At 37.0% G+C, this 23,425-nt stretch carries 27 protein-coding genes; 6 read left to right on the forward strand and 21 right to left on the reverse strand.

Annotation, left to right across the window (positions count from 1 at the left end; all coding sequences use genetic code 11):
- Genes AB8S09_RS01835 through AB8S09_RS01845 form a run of 3 tightly spaced genes read right to left on the reverse strand, consistent with a single transcriptional unit; the run spans position 1 to position 1,369 of the window.
- Positions 1-123 carry a hypothetical protein gene (locus AB8S09_RS01835; protein WP_294181524.1) on the reverse strand — a complete coding sequence of 41 codons (123 nt, stop codon included), beginning with the start codon at positions 121-123 and terminating at the stop codon, positions 1-3.
- A 30-nt stretch (positions 124-153) separates the two neighbouring features.
- Positions 154-978: a family 1 encapsulin nanocompartment shell protein gene (locus tag AB8S09_RS01840; protein ID WP_294181525.1), complete on the reverse strand. Its 825-nt coding sequence runs from the start codon at positions 976-978 to the stop codon at positions 154-156.
- 13 nt (positions 979-991) lie between these two features.
- Positions 992-1,369 carry a demethoxyubiquinone hydroxylase family protein gene (locus AB8S09_RS01845; RefSeq protein ID WP_294181527.1) on the reverse strand — a complete coding sequence of 126 codons (378 nt, stop codon included), beginning with the start codon at positions 1,367-1,369 and terminating at the stop codon, positions 992-994.
- A gap of 398 nt (positions 1,370-1,767) precedes the next feature.
- Between AB8S09_RS01845 and pepV the strand changes: the two genes are divergently transcribed.
- Positions 1,768-3,159: a dipeptidase PepV gene (gene pepV, locus AB8S09_RS01850; RefSeq protein ID WP_294181529.1), complete on the forward strand. Its 1,392-nt coding sequence runs from the start codon at positions 1,768-1,770 to the stop codon at positions 3,157-3,159.
- 56 nt (positions 3,160-3,215) lie between these two features.
- Here the strand turns inward: pepV and AB8S09_RS01855 are convergent, their stop codons facing one another.
- From AB8S09_RS01855 to AB8S09_RS01875, 5 genes are all read right to left on the reverse strand, one after another.
- Positions 3,216-3,464 carry a late competence development ComFB family protein gene (locus AB8S09_RS01855; RefSeq protein ID WP_367112678.1) on the reverse strand — a complete coding sequence of 83 codons (249 nt, stop codon included), beginning with the start codon at positions 3,462-3,464 and terminating at the stop codon, positions 3,216-3,218.
- A gap of 74 nt (positions 3,465-3,538) precedes the next feature.
- Entirely contained in the window at positions 3,539-4,693 is a 1,155-nt protein-coding gene (locus AB8S09_RS01860) for a Ger(x)C family spore germination protein (RefSeq protein ID WP_294181530.1), read from the reverse strand.
- Positions 4,680-5,774 carry a GerAB/ArcD/ProY family transporter gene (locus AB8S09_RS01865; RefSeq protein ID WP_294181532.1) on the reverse strand — a complete coding sequence of 365 codons (1,095 nt, stop codon included), beginning with the start codon at positions 5,772-5,774 and terminating at the stop codon, positions 4,680-4,682. Before AB8S09_RS01865 ends, AB8S09_RS01860 begins: the two co-directional genes overlap by 14 nt.
- Complete coding sequence (locus AB8S09_RS01870) at positions 5,775-7,256, reverse strand: spore germination protein (protein WP_294181534.1); 1,482 nt, start codon at positions 7,254-7,256, stop codon at positions 5,775-5,777.
- A 52-nt stretch (positions 7,257-7,308) separates the two neighbouring features.
- Positions 7,309-8,235 carry a DUF1848 domain-containing protein gene (locus AB8S09_RS01875; RefSeq protein WP_294181536.1) on the reverse strand — a complete coding sequence of 309 codons (927 nt, stop codon included), beginning with the start codon at positions 8,233-8,235 and terminating at the stop codon, positions 7,309-7,311.
- Between the two features lie 302 nt (positions 8,236-8,537).
- Between AB8S09_RS01875 and pepI the strand changes: the two genes are divergently transcribed.
- Both pepI and AB8S09_RS01885 read left to right on the forward strand, forming a co-directional pair.
- On the forward strand, positions 8,538-9,419 hold the full coding sequence (gene pepI / locus AB8S09_RS01880; protein ID WP_294181538.1) for a proline iminopeptidase: 882 nt from the start codon (positions 8,538-8,540) through the stop codon (positions 9,417-9,419).
- Between the two features lie 61 nt (positions 9,420-9,480).
- Positions 9,481-9,687 carry a hypothetical protein gene (locus AB8S09_RS01885; RefSeq protein ID WP_369868366.1) on the forward strand — a complete coding sequence of 69 codons (207 nt, stop codon included), beginning with the start codon at positions 9,481-9,483 and terminating at the stop codon, positions 9,685-9,687.
- A gap of 296 nt (positions 9,688-9,983) precedes the next feature.
- Here the strand turns inward: AB8S09_RS01885 and hsp18 are convergent, their stop codons facing one another.
- The gene (gene hsp18, locus AB8S09_RS01890) at positions 9,984-10,427 is read right to left on the reverse strand and encodes a heat shock protein Hsp18 (protein ID WP_369868367.1); all 444 of its coding nucleotides are present in this window, start codon (positions 10,425-10,427) and stop codon (positions 9,984-9,986) included.
- A gap of 306 nt (positions 10,428-10,733) precedes the next feature.
- Between hsp18 and AB8S09_RS01895 the strand changes: the two genes are divergently transcribed.
- Genes AB8S09_RS01895 through AB8S09_RS01905 form a run of 3 tightly spaced genes read left to right on the forward strand, consistent with a single transcriptional unit; the run spans position 10,734 to position 11,282 of the window.
- Positions 10,734-10,901 (forward strand): hypothetical protein, encoded by a 168-nt coding sequence (locus tag AB8S09_RS01895; protein ID WP_369868368.1) that lies wholly within the window; start codon positions 10,734-10,736, stop codon positions 10,899-10,901.
- Positions 10,895-11,068 (forward strand): hypothetical protein, encoded by a 174-nt coding sequence (locus tag AB8S09_RS01900; RefSeq protein ID WP_369868369.1) that lies wholly within the window; start codon positions 10,895-10,897, stop codon positions 11,066-11,068. The genes AB8S09_RS01895 and AB8S09_RS01900 overlap by 7 nt, the downstream gene beginning before the upstream one ends.
- A 7-nt stretch (positions 11,069-11,075) precedes the next feature.
- Positions 11,076-11,282 carry a hypothetical protein gene (locus tag AB8S09_RS01905; protein WP_369868370.1) on the forward strand — a complete coding sequence of 69 codons (207 nt, stop codon included), beginning with the start codon at positions 11,076-11,078 and terminating at the stop codon, positions 11,280-11,282.
- A gap of 129 nt (positions 11,283-11,411) precedes the next feature.
- On the opposite strand, the gene AB8S09_RS01910 is transcribed toward AB8S09_RS01905, so the two are convergent.
- From AB8S09_RS01910 to AB8S09_RS01965, 12 genes are all read right to left on the reverse strand, one after another.
- Positions 11,412-12,242, reverse strand: coding sequence for a hypothetical protein (locus AB8S09_RS01910; protein WP_294181543.1), 831 nt, complete (start codon positions 12,240-12,242; stop codon positions 11,412-11,414).
- 157 nt (positions 12,243-12,399) lie between these two features.
- Positions 12,400-12,585, reverse strand: coding sequence for a hypothetical protein (locus AB8S09_RS01915; protein ID WP_294181547.1), 186 nt, complete (start codon positions 12,583-12,585; stop codon positions 12,400-12,402).
- A gap of 225 nt (positions 12,586-12,810) precedes the next feature.
- On the reverse strand, positions 12,811-13,893 hold the full coding sequence (gene cobT, locus AB8S09_RS01920; RefSeq protein ID WP_294181548.1) for a nicotinate-nucleotide--dimethylbenzimidazole phosphoribosyltransferase: 1,083 nt from the start codon (positions 13,891-13,893) through the stop codon (positions 12,811-12,813).
- Positions 13,894-14,095: 202 nt separating this feature from the next.
- Positions 14,096-14,815 (reverse strand): tetratricopeptide repeat protein, encoded by a 720-nt coding sequence (locus AB8S09_RS01925; RefSeq protein WP_294181550.1) that lies wholly within the window; start codon positions 14,813-14,815, stop codon positions 14,096-14,098.
- Positions 14,816-14,980: 165 nt separating this feature from the next.
- Positions 14,981-15,535, reverse strand: a complete 555-nt coding sequence (locus AB8S09_RS01930) for a Fe-S-containing hydro-lyase (RefSeq protein ID WP_294181551.1) — start codon at positions 15,533-15,535, stop codon at positions 14,981-14,983.
- Between the two features lie 49 nt (positions 15,536-15,584).
- Positions 15,585-16,427 (reverse strand): fumarate hydratase, encoded by an 843-nt coding sequence (locus tag AB8S09_RS01935; protein ID WP_294181553.1) that lies wholly within the window; start codon positions 16,425-16,427, stop codon positions 15,585-15,587.
- 65 nt (positions 16,428-16,492) lie between these two features.
- Entirely contained in the window at positions 16,493-17,722 is a 1,230-nt protein-coding gene (locus AB8S09_RS01940) for an NAD(P)-dependent malic enzyme (protein ID WP_369868371.1), read from the reverse strand.
- A gap of 31 nt (positions 17,723-17,753) precedes the next feature.
- Positions 17,754-19,166 carry an aspartate ammonia-lyase gene (locus AB8S09_RS01945; protein WP_369868372.1) on the reverse strand — a complete coding sequence of 471 codons (1,413 nt, stop codon included), beginning with the start codon at positions 19,164-19,166 and terminating at the stop codon, positions 17,754-17,756.
- A 50-nt stretch (positions 19,167-19,216) separates the two neighbouring features.
- Positions 19,217-20,122, reverse strand: a complete 906-nt coding sequence (locus AB8S09_RS01950) for a dihydroorotate dehydrogenase (RefSeq protein WP_294181560.1) — start codon at positions 20,120-20,122, stop codon at positions 19,217-19,219.
- Entirely contained in the window at positions 20,122-20,883 is a 762-nt protein-coding gene (locus AB8S09_RS01955) for an iron-sulfur cluster-binding protein (RefSeq protein WP_294181565.1), read from the reverse strand. The genes AB8S09_RS01950 and AB8S09_RS01955 overlap by 1 nt, the downstream gene beginning before the upstream one ends.
- Positions 20,867-22,141, reverse strand: coding sequence for a dihydroorotase (locus AB8S09_RS01960; RefSeq protein ID WP_294181567.1), 1,275 nt, complete (start codon positions 22,139-22,141; stop codon positions 20,867-20,869). The genes AB8S09_RS01955 and AB8S09_RS01960 overlap by 17 nt, the downstream gene beginning before the upstream one ends.
- The gene (locus AB8S09_RS01965) at positions 22,138-23,376 is read right to left on the reverse strand and encodes a M20 family metallo-hydrolase (RefSeq protein ID WP_369868373.1); all 1,239 of its coding nucleotides are present in this window, start codon (positions 23,374-23,376) and stop codon (positions 22,138-22,140) included. Before AB8S09_RS01965 ends, AB8S09_RS01960 begins: the two co-directional genes overlap by 4 nt.
- Positions 23,377-23,425: the final 49 nt, after the last annotated feature.

Here is a 23,425-nt window from a genome sequence, read left to right on the forward strand (position 1 = left end):
TCAATTACCCCCTATATTACTTTTGTCATATATGTTTCCCAGTTTATCGTCTACTTTCAGGTTTTTTTTATAGGTATTTCTTCTATAATTTTTCAAAATATAAAAAAGAAGTGAATTCTTCAATAAATTCACTTCTCCCGCTGTTTGATCTGACTATTCAAAAACAACTATGGACTTTTTATTCTTTATTCTTAAAAGCGCTGTTTCCAGCACCCTCAAAACATGGTTCAAATCCTTAAGTTCAAGATATGCCGTTGCCATGTCCTGACCTATTGCAATGTCCATATAATTTGGTTCACTGCATAAAAGAGCTCCTTTATCTGTGCCGAGAACCGGACTTGTAAATATGTTTCCGTCCAGCAGTTTAGAAATCCTGTCAACTTCAAGCACTCCTGTTCCCGGTTGTATACGCTGCATTTGAAGGTATAAATCAGGACTTACAACAAGTACATATTTTCCGTAAATACCCTGCTCAGTTAAAATCTTCACTGCTGAAGCGACATCTGAAAATGGGTTTTCTCCAGACTTCCAGTCACTTTTCTCCATTTTGTTGATACCCACGGCATTAAAGATTCCCTCATATCCGAAACTTTCATCTCCCAGAAAAATTAGCTTGTCCTCTTTTCGTGCACATGTTTCGGCAGCAGCTATAACCGGAGACAGATCCAGAGGATAATCAAATTTTTCACTATTTTCAATGTCTCTCCAGAGAAGAGTAAAGTCATTATACAACAGAGGGATTTCTTCGTACTTCCTTCTCCCGATCCTCGATATTCCGCCTGCGGTTTCTTCTTGCACTGATTTTCCAATATCGGTGCTGTCCAAATTTATGCTCTGCATGCCTACGCCAAGAGGTCCGAATATATTCAAAAAGCGCCTTCCAACTAGTACCCTGCTTGCAGTGTCCACAACTGTATCATCTATTTTTTTCCACAAATCGGCCGAAAAAGGTGCACTTTCCCTTGATAAATAATCCATGACAATTCCCTCCTTAGTCCTTTATTAAACTTCCAACAGTTTTTTGGGTGGATTCATCTTTAACCGCTGTCTTCTTTACTTCAGGAATTTGAATATTCAATTCTTCCATCATTTCCGCAACTTCCGTTTCGCCAGATGCAAAATGTACCGCTTCATCGGGGTCAAGTATTTTGAGCAGTGACATAAGTTCCCCTACATGTGCTTTCTCCTCGTCTCTTATATCTGCTATCACCTTTTTAGCTGCAGCATCATCCGTCGCCAGTACATGGGATTCATATAAATATATAGCTTCAAGTTCTCCTGCAATATCAAGTCTTACAGCCTGAATCAGTTCTTCCTTGGTCATTTTCCTGTCTACATTTCCCTGAAAAGGATTTGCAAAATTTGGCATGATGATCTACCTCCCGTTATTTTAAAAATATTTTGAATCATCACATACGCTAATTTATATTATATGATAATTCTTTTCCAAATACAAATATGTATATGAAACCATATTTACTGAATTTCTCAATTTAAAGCTGACTTTTAACCTTAAACTTCCAATTAATCCATATGTCTAAATTTTCGAGAATTTTACATTTTAAATTTGTTAAAATTGCATATACTGCCTATTTTATTTGAAAATTGAATAAAATCAAGTACAAAAAATAGTATAATTCAATAAAAAATTCAAGTATATTGAAAAAATATAAAAAAGGGTATACAATAATTGTGTCAGATAAACTGTGTAAAATCGGCATTATAAACATTTACATATCAAGTATGTCAATAGGAGGAGGATTACGCATGGAACTTAATAAAAAAATTGATGAAATGAAAGAAGAACTGATCAAATCAGCCCAGGAAGTAATCAAAATCAAAAGCACTCTCGATGGAGAAAAACCAGGCATGCCTTTTGGCGAAGGCGTAGGAAAAACACTTGATAAAGCTCTTGAAATTGCAGCGGACCTTGGATTCAACACATATAAAGAAGAAGAGGGATATTATGGATATGCGGAATATGGCAAGGGAGACGATTATGTAGCTGTTCTGGGGCATATGGATGTAGTACCAGAAGGAGACAATTGGATTCACCCGCCTTATGCAGCAGAAATCCATGAAGGTAAAATTTATGGCAGGGGTTCACTGGATGACAAGGGACCTACAATGGCTGCCCTTTTCGGGTTAAAAGCTATAAAAGAACTTAAAATACCGCTTTCAAAAAAAGTAAGAGTTATTTTCGGGACAAATGAAGAAACGGGAAGCTCCGAAATGAAGGTATATAATAAGAAGGAAAAAGTTCCAGTATCCGGATTCACACCAGATGCAATGTATCCACTTATAAATGCCGAAAAAGGAATAAGAAGATTTCACATCGTCAAAGATCTAAACCCTTCAGAAGGTAAAATTAAAATCAAATCGTTAAAAGGTGGAATAAGACCAAATATGGTCCCCGACAAGTGTAGTACCGTGATAGGTACAAAAGATCCAGACGGTATTGTAAAAGCAGTAAAGGACTTTGCCGGCAAAAAAGGTTACAATATGAAAACTGAAACCGCAGACGGAGACGTAGTCCTCCACACTTTCGGGGTAGGAGCCCATGGAAGTATGCCCGAAATGGGCAAGAATGCCGTAATGCAGACTTTTGAATTTTTAGGGACTATCATTGGAGGACCTTCTCCTCTTGCAGAATATATAAACTTCTTTAACAAATATGTTGGATTTGAGACAGAAGGCACTTCACTTAAAATAGCATGTGAAGACAAACCATCAGGAAAATTGTCATGGAATGTCGGAGTTGCCGAAATCAACGATAAAAAGGCAGATCTGTGGATAGACATGAGATATCCTGTTACTGCAGACGGTGAAAAAATAATGGACACTGTTTCCATGGAATTTGCAAAATGCGGTGCAAAAATAGAAGACGTAAAAGCCGATAAACCCCTTTATTTCCCTGAAGACAGTAAATTGGTCAAAATCCTTCTCGAAGTCTACAAAGAACAAACGGGAAAAGAGGGAAAAGCCTATGGGATAGGTGGCGGAACTTATGCCAAGGAACTTTCAAATATAATTGGATTCGGGCCAATATTCCCCGGGAAGCCGGACCTTGACCACCAAGCCAACGAATATATTGAAATTGAAGATCTAATAATGAATGCCAAGATATACGCCCATGCAATATATGAACTTGCGAAATAAATTTTAAAGATATTACAAAAACCAGCACCTAAAATGCAGGGGTGCTGGTTTATATTTCAATGATCGTGTGGGTTTTTGGACACTATGTTTATAGCAAGTGCTATTTCCTTTATCACGTTAGTAGTAAATTCTCTAGAAAGTTCATTGGTTTTAGTATACAAGAGACCTTTTTCCGTAGATATGTATTTAGGCTTGAGATTGTTTAAAACTATGGCCTTTATATCATCAATACACCGAGGACATTTACATATATTATCGTAATTTTCCAAAACTCTTGGCAAAAGCTCGTCAACTACATCTTCCATATAATTTCTTACCAGCTGTCCCACCCTCTTTTGAATCTATTTTATATCACTTATATAATAACATAAAATTTGCCCTATTGCTCCCGGGAATTTTTTTCAAAGGAACCTCGTCCCCAGTTCTCTATAGACACTTTTACATTTACATCTATACTGGAATCAAGCACTTCTTTGTCCCAGTCCACATTGCTCCACCTTCCATATTTGGCTGCAGCATATTTACCAAGACCCAGGCAGTCAGTTTTATATTCCGTCTTCATTTTATTTATAACCGAGCAGCAATTTCTATGTACCTTTTCTCCGATTTTCTCTTCAAAAGCTCTTTTGGCACTCTCGTTCTTTGAAATATCCTTAAAATAAGTATTTGTAATCACACTACCCTTTAATTTCAAATTTATCGTAAAATGAAGCTTCCCATGAATTTTATCCACATTGACTTTTCTAAATGAATTCGCATAAAGATCCGCATAATTCCTGGAATCTTTTTGCAAGCTCACAATTCCACATACTTTGTTATCTCTCATCAAATTAAGCCATTTACTGTCATCAAAATTCGATTTTGCGACCATCTTTCCATTTTTAAACAGGGCCATTCCCGATACCTCTATATTGTCTCCATTTGTTTCAATATAGGGCACCACGGGATTAGTACCCTCGACATAAAGTGAAGTATACAGATCTGTTATTTTTATATTCTTAGGAAAAAAGGAATAATTAAACTCGTTTTTCAAAAGGCCTTCTATAAAATCGGAGGAACTTGGATAGCCTTCAACCTTATGGGAAAGCATATCTTCAGCCTTTCCCCTGCATATTGCAAAATAACCCGTATCATTAAGCTGGGGGTTTTTAAACAATATGTCAACTATGGGTTCAAGTCCGTAGGCAGCACTGCTTTCACTTACTATATACACCTTTTCAAAACCCAATATTGTTTTCTTATCCGCTTTCGACTGTCTGTTTTCCCTGGTTTGACCTAAAGTTTTTCCAACTCCCTTTCTCACTGTGCTGCTTACCTTGACATTCTCGTCATCGCCGCTAATGCCCCTAAATATATACGTGGACAACGGTATGCTGTACGATACCGACCCAGGAGTCTTGTATTCGACATCCGAACCGAGCCCAGCCACTATTTCCATATTTTCAACTATATCCGAATTTTTTATACCCGTTATGAAAAATGAAAATATTATAACTAAAAGGGGTATTATGATCAGAAATTTATTTTTCTTCATTTAAACCATCCTTTTTCAAAAGTCCTATAAGACAGATCACAGTCAAAAACACTATGTTGAATAAAGTGTATTTTGGAACTATAAATTTCAGAAAAGTTCTACGGGCTTCTTCGTTTATATAATTAGAAGACATCAACACTATAAAGGGAAATAAAATTACGGACAGCTTCTTTATTGAAAGTTTTTTAAACATATCCTTCAATATGAATACGGATGCAAAATAACTGTTGGAGATGGTTTTAAAGTTTACTATGCTCCATAAAAACATGAATATAAATCTAAAATTGTTTATTATAGGTATTTCAATTGATTTAGTAGCTATGAGTATCGACCAAAATGACTTTTTTATCAAATCTATTCCGCAGTAGTATATGGTCAGGAAAGTCAGGGACGAATACAAAATTATCAGAAACAGCACCCCTTTTAACATATAACTTTTAAATTTTTCCCTATCACTAACCAGAGGATAAAACAAAAATATTATTTCTATACCACCGTAGGAAAAACATGACTCAACGCTCGCCTTAAATAGGGATTCAACACTGCTGTCAAACAGCGGGAGCACATTTAAAAGTTTTCCTCTGCCCAGTGCAACAAGAGGAATAAGGGCGACAACTATGGTAAACACAAAGATCAACTCGTTTATATTTGCCAGGGGTCTTAAACCGCTGTAACTGGATATTGCCCCCAGAGAAACTATGAATACGAGCAATTTTATAGGAGACATAAAATACATTATAAAAGTACTCAAAAGGATGGTCAAACCCGATGCAACGGTTGTAGTATAGAGTATAAAATTAAACATAAAAAGCAAATTGAGTAAATTTCCAAAAACCTTTCCCAAAAATTTTCTGCTCAATTGCAATATGTTTTCATCCGGAAATTTGTTCTGCAGTATATCTGCAATATACACTATGTACAGAGGATAAATACCTCCTATAATAACCGAAACCCAGCCATTTTGCTTTGCAATTTCAGTTACTTGGTTTGGCAGATCCATCAATCCTATACCTATTGCAGTACCTGTCAAAATACAAAGCAGCTGATATGAAGTTATCTTACTTTCAGAACTGTTTTGCATTTAATGTCTCCCCCTAAATTTTTTCATGGAATTTCCCATCCTGATCTTGTTCTTATTCGGCATGGATTCAGGTCTTTTGTCCATATTCCACAATTGGCCCCTGATGAATATGTCCTTCAAATCGTTCTTTTTTAAGGAGAGGTACTGTACTCCAAAAGTATCCATTGAAAACAAATGCAGCAAGATCAAATACCAGCCTGCAGCTATACCCACAATTCCAAATATGTCTGCAAGTATTATCATTGGAAACCTCGCTATACGTATGGAAAGTGACATGTCATAGTTTGGAATGACAAATGTTCCAATTACGGCAGTCCCCACGACCACGAGGGTGGCAGGACTCACAAGCTTTGCCCTCAATGCAGCATCTCCGATTATAAACCCACCGACAAGGCTGAGAGTCTGACCTATTTTTCCGGGCAGCCTCAGCCCTCCTTCCCTCAGAAATTCCACTATCATTTCCATACACAATATTTCAATCAATGGAGTCAGCAAAAGTCCCTGTCTCGTGGATACCAGCGGGAGGAGAAATTTCACCGGTATAAGTTCCGAATTAAACTTTATAAATGACAGGTAGGCGGCAGGGAGAGTTATGACCAAAATAACAGCGAGAAGTCTCAGTATTCTGATCATGGAGGACAGTATGCTTCTCTCGTAATAATCTTCCACTGCCTGAAAAAATTCTATGAACAATGCCGGTACCACAAGGGCATACGGTGTACCCTGACATAATATTGCGGCCCTTCCTTCCAATAAATCATTTATGACTATATCAGGTCTCTCCGTTGCAAAACACTGCGGAAACAAACTATATGGGTGGCCTTCTATATACTGTTCTATTATACCTGCCCCCGTTATTGAATCCACATCTATAGAAGACAATCTGTCACGTATCTTCTCCATAACGCTCTCGTCTGCAATGCTGTCTACATACATCAGTTTTATATCCGTCTGCGTGTATTTCCCCAAAGTAAAATTTTCAATGGTCAGATCCTGGTGTTTTACCATCCTTCTGATCATGCTCACATTTGTCTCCAGGTTTTCCACAAAACCCTCTCTTGAACCTCTGACTGAATACTCATTTAAAGGTTCCGATATCTGCCTGTATTTTCCATCTTTTGTATCTATTACTATAAACTCGTCTACCTGCTCTATAATAAGCACGGTGTTTCCGCGCTTCATCGCAAATATGGCCTTGTTAGCGTCATTTTCTACGGATGTGCTGCTTGAAGTTATATACTTCTTGCATATTATATCGCATATATCCGCCGACAGGCACAAATCACCCTTCACCTGCAGCATAAGAGGTTTCAATATATTTAAATTTATAGATTCCCTGTCGGCAAGAGAATCCACGTAGAGGAGCACGGCCTGTACTGGCAGCTTACTTCCTATCTCAAAATATCTTTTTATAACAGTATCCGTGTTTCCGAGTCCGTCAACAATCTTTTGTATATTGTCATTCATGTTGAAATCATCCATAAATATCACCCATGTTAGTTTTAGATTGTTTTAGATAAATTATGCAAATACTTCAAAAATAAAAGCCGGTTTTATAAGATTTTACATCTCTGTCTATAATCTTTTCATCCCCACACAATCTTCCCACCAGCAGTGGAGAGTTTTCGTCATGCATCGATAAACTTCTCTCAACAATATCACCGCTGGAATTTGCATAACAGTACAGACAGTTATGACCACAGCTGTTGTAAGCTCCTATATCGATGCTTTTCACACACCCGCATGCCTTTCTCTGATTGGGATCCTTTTCTACAGACAGCTTTTGTCCCACAATATGGGAAATCAGCTTATCATCTATGCATCTGCCATGGGAAATATTAAACCTGGACAAATCTATATCCTCCGAGCAAGTTTCAACGGTCAGATCATACCTAAATGCTATTTTCGAAAACTTTTCAGCCAGCTGAAACATGTCATTTTTCCCTATGGGTAAAACATTTATACTGCGTAAATTACGCTCGGTCTTCCTATATAAATCCAAAAAGCTAATAACACATTTATCAGTATAGGGACCCAATTTTTCAGCAAGATATTCAAAACATTTACAGTGGTACTCTTTAGTAAATCTATCAGTCAGCACTATTGGATCATATCTCCATATCACCCTGTCCCTGCCGATTTTCAAGGATAGTTTAATGAAAGTGTCTATGAGATATTCTTTTCCGGGTACATTTTTCTCCAACGTTCTGTCATAGGGGTTCAAAGTAAATTGAAAATAATAGTTGTACTCTCTGATTTCATCAAGCCTGTCAAGCATCTTCCCGGGATCTTTGGTCCAAAATGCTATACAATCCACAATTTCCGGATTTAAATTTATTTTGCCGACCTGTTTTGTATTAAATGGATTCCTTACCAGTACAAATCCCTCTTTTATTCTGTTGAAAAACCATTTGCTGTAAAAAGCCGGTATGTCTGTTCTTCTGCTTACACTCAGTATCACCCGATATCCCTCCATTTCTCACAAAATCTAGAATCAACCCAATTATACCAAAAAGTGCCGCTACTTTCACTTTTTGCTCTCCATCCACAAATTTGCTGCAAACCCGTATTAAAAAATCTGAATTTAATATATAATGGAAATATACTATCAAGTGATTCTCAGGTCCAGGTGGGTTCGCCTGCCGAACCTAAGAATCACCTTATCCAGACGCACAGCAGTGCTTATCTCCCACTTTGAGAAGCTGGGGGTATTAGCAATGGCAGCGTTCGGATAAATTTTTATCGCCAAAGGAGGATTTATTCATGAAAATCACTGAAGGCTACATGCCATATCTGAAATACAAAACTTATTACCGCATAGTGGGAAAATGCACAGGAAACAAAAAACCACTTCTGCTATTGCACGGCGGTCCCGGCTCCACACACAATTATTTTGAAGTGCTCGACAAAGCTGCAGAAGATGGACGTGCACTTATAATGTACGATCAATTGGGATGCGGATTGTCTTCAATACCTTCCCGCCCCAATCTATGGAACGCAGAAACATGGATTGAGGAATTAATCCAGCTTCGCAAATATCTCAACCTGGATGAAGTTCACCTGCTTGGTCAGTCCTGGGGCGGAATGATGGCAATTCAATATGCCTGCCAATACAAACCAAAGGGAATAAAGAGCTATATACTGGCCAGCACTCTGCCTTCCTCCACACTATGGAAAAAAGAACAGCGCCGGAGAATCAAATACCTTCCACAAAAAATGCAGAATGCCATCGCAGAAGCAGAAAAAACCGGGGACTATTCTTCAGAAAAATACAGAGAAGCCGAATCGGAATTCATGCTCCGCTACTGTGCAAGCCCGGTGAGTCCAGATTCCCCCGAATGTTTAAGACGTCCGAAAACTGCCGGATCAGAATCCTATTTAACCGCATGGGGTCAAAATGAGTTTACTCCGACAGGTACATTAAAAGATTTTGATTTTCTGGAAGAAATTCAAAATATCCAGGAACCGTGTTTAATAACCAGCGGCCTTACTGATCTCTGCTCACCGCTTATTGCAAAAACAATGTATGACAAAATTCCCAATTCAGAATGGGAGTTATTTGAATTCAGCCGCCACATGGCTTTTGTAGAAGAAAACAAAAAATATATAAAAATACTGACCAACTGGTTAAACAAAAACGACTGACCGTAAAATAGGCGGATATAAATCTCCACACAGCTGCATGCCAAAGGGATAGCATGGTTGCTTGTCCAGAACTGCTGAGGCTGAAGAAGATGCTTGTCCGACGCTGTTCTTGTTTAGAACTGCCGGGATTGAAGAAGATGCTTGTCCCACGCTGTTCTTGTTTACACTTTATTCACAATGTCTAAGAGCAGCTTGTCTCTTTCAGTTCAGGTGGATTCTAGGCAATTGCCTTGGCACCAGGGATATCAGGACTTATGGTTTGGCTTAAAAAGCAGCTGAACGTTTGGAAGGTTTATTCACAATTTATTCATGACCCCCGGGGGTTGCATGTCCACTCGAGTAAGCCGGGCAAAAATCGCAGGGGTTGCATATCCACCCGAGCACACCCGAGCAAAAAAGAATCGCCAAAATCTTGGCGATTCTTCCATATCTCTATAAAGGACTGTCCTTTTTATTTGTATATATTCTTGTTTAATCAGAAGTTAATTCATATGCTGAAGTTGCCTGGACACTTGCGGCAGTTGTCCGGGCTCCAAAATATAACAATTAGAAATGATCTGTCAATTACTGAATTTCAATCTTTTCTGTCCTATTCTGACCTTTTCCGACTTTTGGAAGTACAATCTTCAAAACTCCATCTTTGAAGGAAGCTGTTATATCACTGTCTTTTACATTGTCTATATAGAAACTTCTCCTGAGTTCTCCATAATTTCTCTCACGCCTTACATACCCTTTGCCTTTGTCTTCCCTGTTGTCCTCTTTTTTTGCAGATATTGTAAGGTAATTGTCATCAAAGCTCAAATCTATAGCATCTTTTTTCACTCCTGGAAGATCTGCTTCAACTACATAGGAATCATCATTATCTTTAAGGTCAACCTTAAAACCCTTGCCGAATCTATCTACCGTTGGTGTAAAGAAATCGTTGTTGAAAAATGAATCTACAAAATTCCTGAACGCATCACCTGGACTTAAGAAATTATCTCTTTCAAATGGAACCATATCAAACATGGTACATACCTCCTTTTACACTATACATGATTTTCCACCGACTGCTTTCTATCGGTTATCCTTAGTACAGTATTATAATACAATAAAGGTCAAAGAAAGTCAAAGTCTAAAAAATATAGATTTTCAGTTTAATTGACAGCTATTTTCAGCACAAATAGCATAATTTATCCATGTCAAAAAATAAGTATATTTTTCAAATATGTAAATGTTTTTCCGGCAACTGGTAAAATCTTTTTATAAATCCTAAAAACATTATCAAATCTGGAAGAAAATCCATAGCCTCAACTGCGATTGTCTGGAAACTTCTTGAAGGAAAAATTACCTGAAGTCTGCTCATTTGAATTTAAAAAACTGTTTGAAAATGAAGAAAATGATGTGAAAATTAGCAGGTTGCTTGTCCAATCGGAAATAAGAGATGAAAAATATTTATCCAATGCTGCTGGGCTTGAAAGGATGATTCTCAAATATTGCTGAACTCAAGGAGGGCCGCTTGTCCAATACCGTTGATTTTAAATGACATGCTTGTCCAGCTGAAAATGAGAAATGAAAACTGCCTGTCCACTGTCGCTGAATTTAAGGAAGATTGCTTGTTAATGCCGCTGAGCTCAAAGAAGGGGCTGTTCAGACGGAAATTGACTTGAAAATTGCTTGTCCAGCACTGCTGAGGCTGAAGAAGATGCTTGTCCGACGCTGTTCTTGTTTAGAACTGCCGGGATTGAAGAAGATGCTTGTCCCACGCTGTTCTTGTTTACACTTTATTCACAATGTCTAAGAGCAGCTTGTCTCTTTCAGTTCAGGTGGATTCTAGGCAATTGCCTTGGCACCAGGGATATCAGGACTTATGGTTTGGCTTAAAAAGCAGCTGAACGTTTGGAGGATTTATTCACAATTTGTTCATGACCCCCGGGGGTTGCATGTCCACCCGAGTAAGCCGGGCAAAAATCACAGCAAAATTGCAGACATGACACGTCCAATTTATCCAATCTATGCCAAAAGTGCTGAAGTCCTTTTTTCATCCAAGTTGGAACTTTGGCAGTAAAGAGATTCTGATGCATTTTTAAGAATATTTTTAGAACTGTTTATAATTTCATTTTCAGTATATACATCAATTTTTTTCAAATCTGCCAGACCCTTGGCCGCCATTTCCACCATCATATCCTGGTACATGGCATTATTTACTACGGAAACCATCTGACTTTTTATTTCATCAAAAGCATCATTCAGAGGTTTTATAAGCTTCTTTTCTATTTCAGCCGTGTTTTCAAGTATTGATGCAATACTTAAATCTGCTTCTATATGTATGCTATTGTCATTTTCACTTTTATGACTGTTATTTCCATAAAAATCCATACTTATATCCAGGTTTCCCTTTACTACAATATTTGAGCCATGGCTGGTCTCCATGCTGACCTGTCTACCTGCAAATGCACTTTTATAACCAAAGGTGTCATTCATTATATTATCCATGTTATTTATAATCTCTTTTGCACTCTTTTCTATTTTCCCCTTTTCATCTTCCGTACAATTGACGTCATTATATTTTTCGGACAACTTTTTCAAATCTTGGGACATGCTTTTCAGCTCATCTACAGCCTTCCTTTTCTGTTGAAGAAGTGACATCCCGTCTTGTATATGATTTTCAGCCAGCTGCCCTTTTCTAAGCTGAGTTTTTAGCTGATCCACTTTGAAATCATCAGCCTCAAAAGGTTTTTGCTCTCTCATTTTCTCATTTAAATTGCACAGTGCATTTTTATTCTTTATACGGGTATTCATCATCTTATTTCTGTTTATAACCCTTGAAATAATATTAATCATCTTAAGCTTTCCCCTTTTAACAATTTACTTTATTATCGTCCTCTAGTTTCAATACATTATCTCTAATTTTTATATAATAACTTCTTCAACATAATTTATTATTCATTTTAAGTAGTGTAAACAAAGATGTGGGCTTTTTGCTAAGCTCTTGTAAAATTCAGTTTTTCATTAAATTCATATTATGCATTATAAAATTCAAGTATATGCTCTGCAAATTTTTTGCTTCAAATTTTACGACAAGCATATCAAACAATTTTATATGATGTGTTTTTATATTATTGAATATTTCCAGGGCAAGTTTTTCATCATGCACATGGAAAGTTCTATTTCTGTCAATCATCATGGATATCTATTCATCCCCATCTGCAATAAGGCCCTGTTTAAATGCCAATCTTATAGTGTTTCTTGGACTTGCGGCACCTTCTATACCTTCATATCTCTTTTTGATATATTTCCCATATCTAATTTTATCCCCAATTTATCTTCAAGTTTCAAAGAATCACCCCATTTGTACGCCTTAGATACTTTTAGCTCCATTATACAAGTAAATATTGCTTATGATGATCAATTACGCCTTGATACCTTTGCCTTTGCGGTATTTATTGTCCATATTCACTTCTTCAAAGGTGCTCATGTTATTGATGATGGCCATGGCATTGCCAACGATTCCCATGGCAATTGGGCAGCCAGTGCCCTCTCCAAGGCGCATGCCGAGATTCAGCATCGGTTTTAATTTCATCGCCTCTGCCGCAAGCTTGTACGCAGGTTCTTCCGAAATATGGGATGGAATCATAAATTCCCTTGTAAGGGGATTGAATTTATATGCCAGCAGTGCTGCAGCGATTGAAATCACGCCATCGATAATCACCGGTTTTCGGTAATAGGCCGCTCCTATGTATAATCCCGTCATTGCCGCAATATCAAGGCCTCCCACCTTGGAAAGGATGTCGACAATGTCATCCGCATCGGGTTTATGCATAGCAAGTGCTCCGGTAATCACTCGCTTTTTATTTTCAAAAGCTTTGTCGCTCAGGCCGCCGCCTCTTCCCACGGCTTTTTCGGTATTGTTTATTCCAAGTGCCGCCATTATACAGGCTGCTGCAGTGGAGGTGTTGCCCATTCCGACCTCGCCAGCTCCGATGATATCGCAGCCTTCACTGGATGCAGATTTTGCAAATTCAAAACCCACTTCTATTGCTTTTAAAGCGATTTCACGGCTCATAGCCTTCTCTTTGTAAAAATTGTTAGTTCCATTTGGCATAAGCCTCCTGTCGTAAATATGAGGATCTTCAATTCCACCGATAATGCCCATGTCAACAAGCCGGAGGTCCACATTGTTGTACTCGCAAAGAACATTTATACCGCATTTTTTCCCTGAAGCATAACCACGCATTAAAAAGTTTGTAAAATATTGTGGAGCAGCAGTAACACCTTCCGCACAGATGCCATTATCCGCTCCAAATACAAAATGTACTCTTTTCTCCACACTGCTTTTTACCCTGCCTGTAATACCTGCCATCTGAATGCTAATGCTTTCAAGCACACCTAAACTACCTGCCGGTTTTACAAGATCATCCTGCAGATTGCGTGCATGCTCAGCCGCTTCTGCATCCAACCCCGTAATTTTTTTTGAAATTTCTTTAAGTATCATTTTACTTCCCCCAATATTTTTAAATTTATGATGAACCGGCTTTTTCCTTAAAGTCTGAACACTCGGTTATCTACTTATTTTATTATAGCAGATTCCTATTAGTCCCGGCATCAATTTTTAATTTATAGTTTGTGTCAAAACGGACAATTTCCTTTCCTCAATGCATGATACCATCGGGGCCTAAAAATGACATACGACCGGTTTACTTATCAACAAGAACGAGATCTTGGAAATCAGTTTCCACTTCGCTTCCATAAAATATGTAATATTTTTCAATTTGTCCGTCGGTTAAAAACTTCCTCAAAATGCTGAGAGAAAGAACTTCCTGCGCAGGTTTAAAGGAAGCCCCGGGAAATTTATCAGACACAATTTTTAGAGCTTTGTCATAGGTTATTTCTTTATCTTTATTATCCGTATTTTCCCTGACACTGTTATTTTGATAATTGCCGACATTCTTATAATCAACTACAATTTTATTTTCAGTTTTATTGTTTTTACTGTAAATGGCACTCTCGACCATGTTCTTCATGCTCTGAAGTTCCTGGTCATCGGGGCTAAGTTCAAGTGCCTTGTCTAAGTATTTGTTTGCACTTTCATAATCGTGATTTTTTACTGCAGTATTTGCAAGTTTTATATAATCTGACAACTTTTCATTCGGATGTGCCTGTTTACCACTTTGATTTTTCATATCCTGGGCAAGTAAAAGCTCTTTTTGAACAGAAGAATCATTTTTATAAGTTAAAGCTTTTTCAAAAAGTTTAATGGATTTATTGTAATCTTTCTGCAGCATACACTGTCTTCCCTGTCCCACCAAGTTTTTAAAATTTTCAAATTGGCTGTACTTATACATTCCAAACATAGATGCAAAAAAAACAGCCGCCATAATCAATATTCCAAATAAAATCTTACTTAAAAGATTCATAATGGATTCCTCTCTTAATCTTTTGTTAGCATTATCGAAATATTTCTGAAACGCTTTAGATATATTCATTATCAAAAAAAGAGGATACCTAACTTTAGGTACCTCATAATTAGATAAATTAATGAATATTATGATTTGATATTTGTCACTGGCTTTTACAGTCTCTCAGTTTCTCTTCAAGTATTCATTTTGTCCAATTTCATATAAGTTGTTACCTTTTGAATCAATGACCACCAAAGCAGGAAGCTCTTCAACTTTTAATTTTCTAATAGCTTCAGATCCCAAATCTTTATATGCTATTATTTCAGCTTTTTTTATACACTTTCCCATTAATGCTGCTGCACCGCCTATTGCTCCAAAATATACTGCTCTATTCTTTTTGATAGATTCGATTACTTTTTGAGATCTGCTGCCTTTGCCTATCATACCTTTTAAACCTATATCTAGAAGGCTTGGAGCATATGGATCCATTCTGTAACTTGTTGTTGGTCCTGCCGATCCTATAGGCTGACCTGGTTTTGCAGGAGTCGGTCCAACATAATATATAATTGCATTTCTGACATCTATGGGAAGATCCCTGCCTTTATTTAGTAATTCTACAAGCCTCTTATGAGCAGCATCTCTCGCTGTGTATATAATTCCTGATATCAACACACTGTCACCAACATTTAGACTTTTAACTTTCTCTTCAATCAAAGGAGTTGTTATCCTCTTGTACATATCCTATACCTCCAATTTTAACAAAATAAACATTTTAAGAATTGCCTGATCAAAGTTCTACCTCTTCATGTCTTGTAACATGGCAGCTAATATTTACAGCTACCGGTAAACCAGCTATATGTGTTGGATAAGTTTCAATATTTACTGCAAGAGCTGTTGCCCTGCCTCCAAATCCCTGCGGCCCTATACCTAACGTATTGATTTTTTCCAATAACTCCTGCTCCAAATTCCTATAAAGTTTATTCTCATTTCTTTGTGTCAGCGGCCTTATCAACGCCTTTTTTGCAATTAATGCAGCTCTATCAAAGGTTCCTCCAATTCCGACTCCCACAACTATTGGAGGACATGGATTCGGTCCAGCTTCCTCAACTACCTTTATTACAAACTTTTTTACCCCATCAATGCCATCTGCAGGTTTTAACATCTTAATCTGACTCATATTTTCCGATCCAAACCCCTTTGGCGCCACAGTTATTTTCAGTTTATCTCCCGGAACTATGGTATAGTTTATTACAGCTGGAGTATTATCTCTCGTATTGACCCTGTCTAGAGGATCCCTTACTACGGATTTCCTTAGATATCCCTCCAGATATCCCTGTCTTACACCCTCATTGATTGCATCTTCAATATTTCCACCTACAATATGTACATCCTGTCCCACTTCTATAAATACACAAGTCATACCTGTATCTTGACATATAGGCCTATTTTCATTCTGAGATATATCTATATTATTTAAAATCTTACTCAATATATCTTTTGCTATAGGCCACGGCTCTCTACAATAGCTTCTCACTATCTGATTTTTTATATCACTTCCAAGATAATAATTAGCATTAATACTCATAGTTTTAACCACAGCCGTAATCTCTGAAACATTTATTTCTCTCATACAATTTATTAGTAAAACCTTGATATTGAAATTTTACTAATTGCCTCCCTTCAGCAGCCGTCATACTATTTCAATAAAGATTTCATATGCTCCTCAACCATTTCAGGAGTGACATCCTCCCTTTTAGCAACCCCGGTATCTATCGCTGACTTTGCTACATAATAAGCTACTTTTTGTGCTACCTGAGGATCAAAAGCATCGGGTATTACGTATTCCGGTTTTAATTGTTTTTCACTTACACAATCTGCTATGGCATATGCTGCGGCCATTTTCATCTCATCATTTATTTCAGTGGCTCTAACATCAAGAGCTCCTCTGAATATCCCCGGAAACGCCAATACATTATTAACTTGATTGGGAAAATCTGATCTTCCCGTACATACTACTTTAGCTCCAGCTTCTACAGCTAACTCAGGGAGTATTTCTGGATTTGGATTTGCCATAGCCATAATTACTGCATCTTTATTCATGGATTTTACCATTTCCTGCGTTACACAATTAGCTGCTGACACCCCTATAAATAAATCTGCTCCTTTTAAAACATCGGTAAGGCTTCTTTGTTCAAGGTCAGGATTTGTTATTTCAGCCATTTTATTCTTGTATCTATTCATTCCAATTGTCCTTCCCTTATATATAGCTCCTTTAGTATCGCAAAGTATTATATTCTTTGTCCCCATCGACATTATTAGTTTCGTTATAGCAATTCCTGCCGCTCCTGCCCCATTTACAACAACCTTTAAATCTTCAAACTTTTTGTCAACTATTTTTAAGGCATTTATTATACATGCAGCTGACACAACGGCCGTACCATGCTGATCATCATGGAATACTGGGACATTGCATATTTCTTTCAATTTAGATTCTATTTCAAAACACTGCGGTGCTTTTATGTCTTCTAAGTTTATTCCGGCAAAAACAGGCTCCATAAGTTTTACAGTTTCAACTATTTTATCCACATCCTTTGTATCTAAACAAACCGGAAAAGCATCCACTCCGCCAAAAGTTTTAAATAATACTGCTTTACCTTCCATTACTGGAAGCCCTGCCCCTGCACCTATGTCTCCAAGCCCCAGTACCGCTGTGCCATTTGTTACAACAGCCACCATATTTCCCTTTGAAGTATAGTCATAAATTGTTTCATAATTTTTATTGATTTCCATGCATGGTTCTGCAACACCTGGAGTATATGCTAATGTTAGATCGTCCTTAGTTTGCAAAGGTACTTTGCAATTGATTGAAATTTTTCCTTCATTATCTCTATGAAATTTTAATGCTCTTTCCCTTAGTCCAACCATATATTTTTATTCCTCCTATTAATTTATCTATTTAAACCATAAGCAGCTGTTCCGCCGATATACCCGGCTCTGTCATAGATACTACATCCAGCACTTGATTAAGTTCATCTTCACTTAAAAGGCCTTCTTCCAATATCAATTTTCTTATTGGCCGTCCTGTCTTCAAGGCTGTCTTTGCAATCTCAGCAGATTTTTTATACCCTACATGTGGACAAAGTGCTGTAATAATTCCTACACTATTGTCTACCAGCTGTTTACATCTTTCCTTGTTTGCAGTTATTCCCAGAACACAGTTATTTACTAAAGTATCTACTCCATTCGTCAATGTATCTATAGACTCAAACAAATTATAAAATATAATTGGTTCAAACGCATTTAGTTCTAATTGTCCAGCCTCTGCAGCCATAGTTATCGTTATGTCATTTCCTATAATATTGAAAGCTATTTGGTTTACCACTTCTGGTATCACAGGATTAACTTTTCCCGGCATTATTGAGGAGCCATTCTGCTTTGCCGGAAGTTTAATTTCTCCCAAACCTGTCCTTGGACCTGATGACATAAGTCTTAAATCATTTGATATCTTTGATAAATTGACAGCACATGTTTTAAGAACTCCCGATACCGCCACATAGCCATCCAAATTTTGCGTCTCGTCGATTAAATTGACCGCCTGCTTTAATTCTATACCTGATACTTTAACAATATTAGGTACTATATTATGGAAATATTTTGTATCGGCATTTATGCCCGTTCCCACTGCAGTGCCACCCATATTTACAACTCTCATTTCTTCCTGCACTTTTTCAAGTCTTGAAATATCTCTCTTTACCACTGAACTATAAGCTTTGAATTCTTGTCCCAATCTAATCGGAACTGCATCCTGCAGCTGGGTTCTTCCCATCTTTACAACATCATCAAACTCCCTTGACTTTTTTTGAAAAGCTCCATAAAGTCCAGTTAGTTCTCTTATAACCTTCGGGAGAAGTTTTAGCACAGTCATTTTTCCTGCCGTAGGTACAACATCATTTGTAGATTGTCCATAATTTACATTGTCATTTGGATGAACCATGCCGTAATCACCTTTTTTCTTGCCTAAAATTTCTATAGCTCTGTTTGCAATTACTTCATTGGCGTTCATGTTCATGGATGTACCTGCTGAACCCTGGATAGGATCCACTATAAATTGATCATGTAATTTACCGTCTATTATCTCATCGCAGGCTTTTATAATAGCTCCTTCTTTCTTTTTATCCAAAAGCCCAACTTCATTATTAGTTATAGCCGCCGCCTTTTTTATTTGTACAAGACTATTTATAAATTCTTCATGCATTTTAAGACCTGTGATTCTAAAATTCTCGGCACCTCTTAAAGATTGTACTCCATAATAAGCATCTACAGGTATCCGTTTTGATCCAATCGAATCACTTTCCAACCTGAAATCCATTCTAATTACCTCCAGAATTTTTTAATATATCCATATGCTTTATATAAATCCTATTTAATTAAACTACCTATGAAATCATTAATATCTTCAATATTCTTTTCTATCATGAATTTTTTAATACCTTCAACTATATCTGTCATTATATCTGGCTTTATAAAATTAGCTGTTCCAACCTGAACCGCAGTTGCACCAACAAGCAAATATTCAAGTGCATCTCCGGCAGTATACACCCCCCCTGATGCAACAATGGGAATATCAAGAGCCTTATGTATATTATATACGAGCCTTAATGTCAACGGTTTTACTGCAGCTCCAGACAAACCACCTATTATATTTCCAAGCACAGGCTTCTTCGTATCTAAATCCACAGCCATACCTATATAAGTATTTGCTACTGTTAATCCATCCGCTCCAGCCTCAACTGCTGCTTTTGCAATCGGTACTATATCTGTAACATTTGGAGTCAGTTTAACAATTATCGGTGCTTTTATAATATCCCTCACAGTTCTGACAACATTATATGTCTGTTCAGAAGACTGCCCAAATGTTTTTCCACCTTCCTCAACATTAGGACAGGACACATTAATTTCATAACCTGCAGCCCCGTCAACTTTATCAAGCATTTGCGCTGAAGCCTTAAAGTCTTCAACTGAATGATTGGATATGCTTACAATAATATTTGTATCAATCTTTCTCAATTTTGGAATTTTATTTTCAACAAAGTCAAGAACGCCGGTATTCTGAAGTCCGACACAATTTAATACTCCGCTGTCAACTTCAACTATCCTCGGAGGTCTGTTACCTTGCTTAGGATTCCGAGTAACGCTTTTGGCCACAAGTGCTCCTATTTTACTGAAATCTATATACTTGTCATATTCATCCAGGCCAAAAGTTCCAGATGCATTCATAATGGGGTTCCTAAGTTTTAACGATCCAATATTTACTGAAGTATTCATTACAGAATTACCTCCTTAACGTCAAATGCCGGTCCGTCTTTACAAACTCTCTTATATCCGGTACGGGTCATTACTGAACATGTAACACATGCTCCAAGACCGCATCCCATCCTTTCCTCAAGGCTTACATATGACTTATAATCCAATTTTTGAAGTAACCTGGCAATTCTCTTTGATCCGCTGCAATAAATAACATCAGGCTTTACTTCATCTATAATTTTTCTAACATTTTTCAAATCACTTGAAGAATCTTCATCCGTAACTACAATAAGCTTGTCTGAGAACCCTTTTATAAAATCATCTATGAAATTTACACTTTCATCTCTAAAGCTCGCTATTGTCGTAACTTTACAGCCCGCATCTTTAAGTGAACTCCCGAGGTTGGCCAGTGTTGCGAGACCTGCACCCCTGCCTATTACAAGTGAATTTGAATTTTTCACTATTTCAAAAGTATTTCCCAAAGGTCCCAAAATATTTATTTTATCTCCTTTTTTAAGTTTTGTAAAAAGCTTTGTTCCCTTTCCCTTGACCTTATATATTATCTCTACTTTATCCCCCATAATTTTATATATTGTAAACGGTCTTCTAATTGGCATATTCTTTTCTACACCATTTATTGATATTGACAAAAATTGTCCCGGCTTTGCCTTACTTACATAACTGCATTCAAATCCCATACGGAAATAATTAGGTCTAATTTCACAGTTATAAAGAATTGTACTTTCTATAACCTTCATTTTTTCACTAATTTCTACACTCATATACTATTTCTCCCCTGCATATTGTTTCCTTGATTCTTCCCGATAGCCTTTCACCTATAAATGGTGAATTGCATGATTTAGAAGCAAAATTTTTAACTACATAATCTTCATTTGGATTAAATATTACAATGTCTGCTCTATGGTTTTCCCTTATATAACCTCTATCTAAATTGTATAATTTTGCAGGATTAACAGTGAGTTTTTCAATAACCTCCATATAGGTCAAATATCCCTGTTTAACAAGATTAGTTATTGAAAGGGCAAGTGCTGTTTCAAGGCCTATTATGCCGCTTGGAGCTTTAGAAAGTATATTATTATTTTTCTCTTCTTTTGAATGCGGAGCATGATCTGTTGCTATTATTTCAAGTGTATTATCTCTAAGGCCTTCAATTATCAGTTTTCTATCCCTCTCTGTTCTTAAAGGTGGATTCATTTTGGCATTTGGACCTTTCTCTAAAATTGCCTTTTCTGTCATACTAAAGTGATGAGGAGTAGCTTCTCCTGTTATATTAGCTCCCATTTTTTTAGCCCATCTTATTATTTCAACAGACAGTGATGAGCTAATATGCTGTATATTAACCTTTGCTCCAGTCGATATTGCAAGGACTGCATCTCGTGCCGCAAGTACATTTTCAGCTTCATGGGGAGAACCGGTCAAATTTAAGCTCTTGGCAACTTGCCCCATATTTATACCATTTTCTTTAATTAGGCTAGGGTCTTCCTCGTGGAAGCTCAATGGCACGTTAAGTTCTTTTGCCATTTTCATGGAATCAAAAACAATTTTTGAATTCATAATTGGTTTTCCATCATCGGAAAAGCCTGATGCTCCAGCTTCTTTGAGCTTATTCATATCTGTAAGCTCTGTTCCTTTCATTCCCTTTGTTATACTCGCCAGCTGAAGAATTTCAACTTTTGCTTTCCCGGCCTTATCAAGTATATATTTTAAAGTATCAATATTATCAACAACTGGCTTTGTATTAGCCATGCATATCACCGTTGTATAGCCTCCATTTGCAGCTGCTTTCGAGCCTGTCAGTATATCCTCTTTATAAGTAAATCCCGGATCTCTAAAATGACTGTGTATATCAATAAGCCCTGGTGCTACTATACACCCTGATGCATCAATTACTTTCATATTGCCGTTTTCACAAATATTTTTATCTATTCTTATTACATTTTCGCCATCTATTAAAATATCAAGTTTTTCATCTGTCCTGCTTAAAGGGTCAATAACATGTCCACTTTTTATAAGTATCATAAAGAAACCTCCTTTAAATATTCACAAACTATTTTACAGGCATTGTACAATTGTTTAAGACTTGCATTTTCTTTGGGATTGTGACTTATACCTTCCCTGCAAGGTATAAATACCATGCCGGTTTTAGTAATATCAGCAAATTCCATTGCATCATGTCCTGCACCGCTTGGCATTTCTATACAACTTAATTTTAATTTTTCTGATGATCTTTTAAGCCCTTTGACAATAGTATCATCTAACTTAACCGGTTCAGAAGATGATGTCATAGTAAGTTTGTAATTCAAGCCCCTTTTATCAGTTATTCTTTTTATACTGTTTTTCAATTCAGAAACTACACGATTTATACTTTTACTTTCAATCCCTCTTATATCAATACCTAACTCTACAAAACCAGGAACAACATTTAGCGCATTAGGAGTTTCATATATTTCCCCAACTGTTGCAACAGTTGAATAAATTGATTCTACCCTTCCAAGTTTCTCTATTTCAAGTATTACCTCAGAAGCTGTACTTAAAGCATCCTTTCTCATCATCATAGGAGTTGCCCCCGAATGATCCTGTCTTCCATAAATGCTAAGTTTAAATCTTTTAGGAGCTGCTATTGACGTTACTATACCTAATTCTATATTCTTATCCCAAAGCACTCTTCCCTGTTCTATATGAATTTCAATGTATCCTTCCAGTTCTCCTAATTTATAACTTTTTGTTAGAAATCCCTTTGATTTTAAAATATCCTTTAAACTTTCCCCTTTCTTATTCTTAAAATTACAGAGCTCTTCTTCTTTAACTTTTCCTGTTACAAGGCCGCTCCCAATAGTTGCCTTTCCAAAAGCACTGGATTCCTCACATCTGAATGCAACAACTTTAACAGGTATATCGATATTGTTGTCTTTAATCCATTTTAAAATCAAAAGTCCGCCAATAACACCTAATACTCCATCATAAATACCTCCATTAGGTACAGAATCAAGATGGGAACCTATTAAATAACATCTTTTATTTTTATTTTTCTGCAGACCTACAAAAGTATTTCCAACACCATCCGTCTCAACAGCAAACCCCAAGTCTTCAGATATATCCTTAAATATTCTATGCATTTCATCCTCTTCAGAACTATAGGCAAGTCTAGTAACCCCACCTGTTTTCTGTCTGCCTACCGTGCTAAACTTGTTAAACCATTCCCCCAGTATTTTATAATCATTATAAATTTTCTCTACTTTTTGAACTATCTTCATGTCCAATACCTCCCAACGATAAATATTCTATGCTTTATTGGCTCTATTT

This window comes from Clostridium lapidicellarium, assembly GCF_041224415.1.
Lineage (GTDB): Bacteria > Bacillota > Clostridia > Clostridiales > Clostridiaceae > Clostridium_B > Clostridium_B lapidicellarium.

What these genes read in the sequence shown, in the direction of transcription:
- AB8S09_RS01840 (WP_294181525.1), bottom strand. Translation starts at nt 978, where the DNA reads ATGGATTATTTATCAAGGGAAAGTGCACCTTTTTCGGCCGATTTGTGG.
- AB8S09_RS01845 (WP_294181527.1), bottom strand. Translation starts at nt 1,369, where the DNA reads ATGCCAAATTTTGCAAATCCTTTTCAGGGAAATGTAGACAGGAAAATG.
- pepV (WP_294181529.1), top strand. Translation starts at nt 1,768, where the DNA reads ATGGAACTTAATAAAAAAATTGATGAAATGAAAGAAGAACTGATCAAA.
- AB8S09_RS01855 (WP_367112678.1), bottom strand. Translation starts at nt 3,464, where the DNA reads ATGGAAGATGTAGTTGACGAGCTTTTGCCAAGAGTTTTGGAAAATTAC.
- AB8S09_RS01860 (WP_294181530.1), bottom strand. Translation starts at nt 4,693, where the DNA reads ATGAAGAAAAATAAATTTCTGATCATAATACCCCTTTTAGTTATAATA.
- AB8S09_RS01865 (WP_294181532.1), bottom strand. Translation starts at nt 5,774, where the DNA reads ATGCAAAACAGTTCTGAAAGTAAGATAACTTCATATCAGCTGCTTTGT.
- AB8S09_RS01870 (WP_294181534.1), bottom strand. Translation starts at nt 7,256, where the DNA reads ATGGATGATTTCAACATGAATGACAATATACAAAAGATTGTTGACGGA.
- pepI (WP_294181538.1), top strand. Translation starts at nt 8,538, where the DNA reads ATGAAAATCACTGAAGGCTACATGCCATATCTGAAATACAAAACTTAT.
- hsp18 (WP_369868367.1), bottom strand. Translation starts at nt 10,427, where the DNA reads ATGTTTGATATGGTTCCATTTGAAAGAGATAATTTCTTAAGTCCAGGT.
- AB8S09_RS01910 (WP_294181543.1), bottom strand. Translation starts at nt 12,242, where the DNA reads ATGATTAATATTATTTCAAGGGTTATAAACAGAAATAAGATGATGAAT.
- AB8S09_RS01915 (WP_294181547.1), bottom strand. Translation starts at nt 12,585, where the DNA reads ATGATGATTGACAGAAATAGAACTTTCCATGTGCATGATGAAAAACTT.
- cobT (WP_294181548.1), bottom strand. Translation starts at nt 13,893, where the DNA reads ATGATACTTAAAGAAATTTCAAAAAAAATTACGGGGTTGGATGCAGAA.
- AB8S09_RS01925 (WP_294181550.1), bottom strand. Translation starts at nt 14,815, where the DNA reads ATGAATCTTTTAAGTAAGATTTTATTTGGAATATTGATTATGGCGGCT.
- AB8S09_RS01930 (WP_294181551.1), bottom strand. Translation starts at nt 15,535, where the DNA reads ATGTACAAGAGGATAACAACTCCTTTGATTGAAGAGAAAGTTAAAAGT.
- AB8S09_RS01935 (WP_294181553.1), bottom strand. Translation starts at nt 16,427, where the DNA reads ATGAGAGAAATAAATGTTTCAGAGATTACGGCTGTGGTTAAAACTATG.
- AB8S09_RS01940 (WP_369868371.1), bottom strand. Translation starts at nt 17,722, where the DNA reads ATGGTTGGACTAAGGGAAAGAGCATTAAAATTTCATAGAGATAATGAA.
- AB8S09_RS01945 (WP_369868372.1), bottom strand. Translation starts at nt 19,166, where the DNA reads ATGGATTTCAGGTTGGAAAGTGATTCGATTGGATCAAAACGGATACCT.
- AB8S09_RS01950 (WP_294181560.1), bottom strand. Translation starts at nt 20,122, where the DNA reads ATGAATACTTCAGTAAATATTGGATCGTTAAAACTTAGGAACCCCATT.
- AB8S09_RS01955 (WP_294181565.1), bottom strand. Translation starts at nt 20,883, where the DNA reads ATGAGTGTAGAAATTAGTGAAAAAATGAAGGTTATAGAAAGTACAATT.
- AB8S09_RS01960 (WP_294181567.1), bottom strand. Translation starts at nt 22,141, where the DNA reads ATGATACTTATAAAAAGTGGACATGTTATTGACCCTTTAAGCAGGACA.
- AB8S09_RS01965 (WP_369868373.1), bottom strand. Translation starts at nt 23,376, where the DNA reads ATGAAGATAGTTCAAAAAGTAGAGAAAATTTATAATGATTATAAAATA.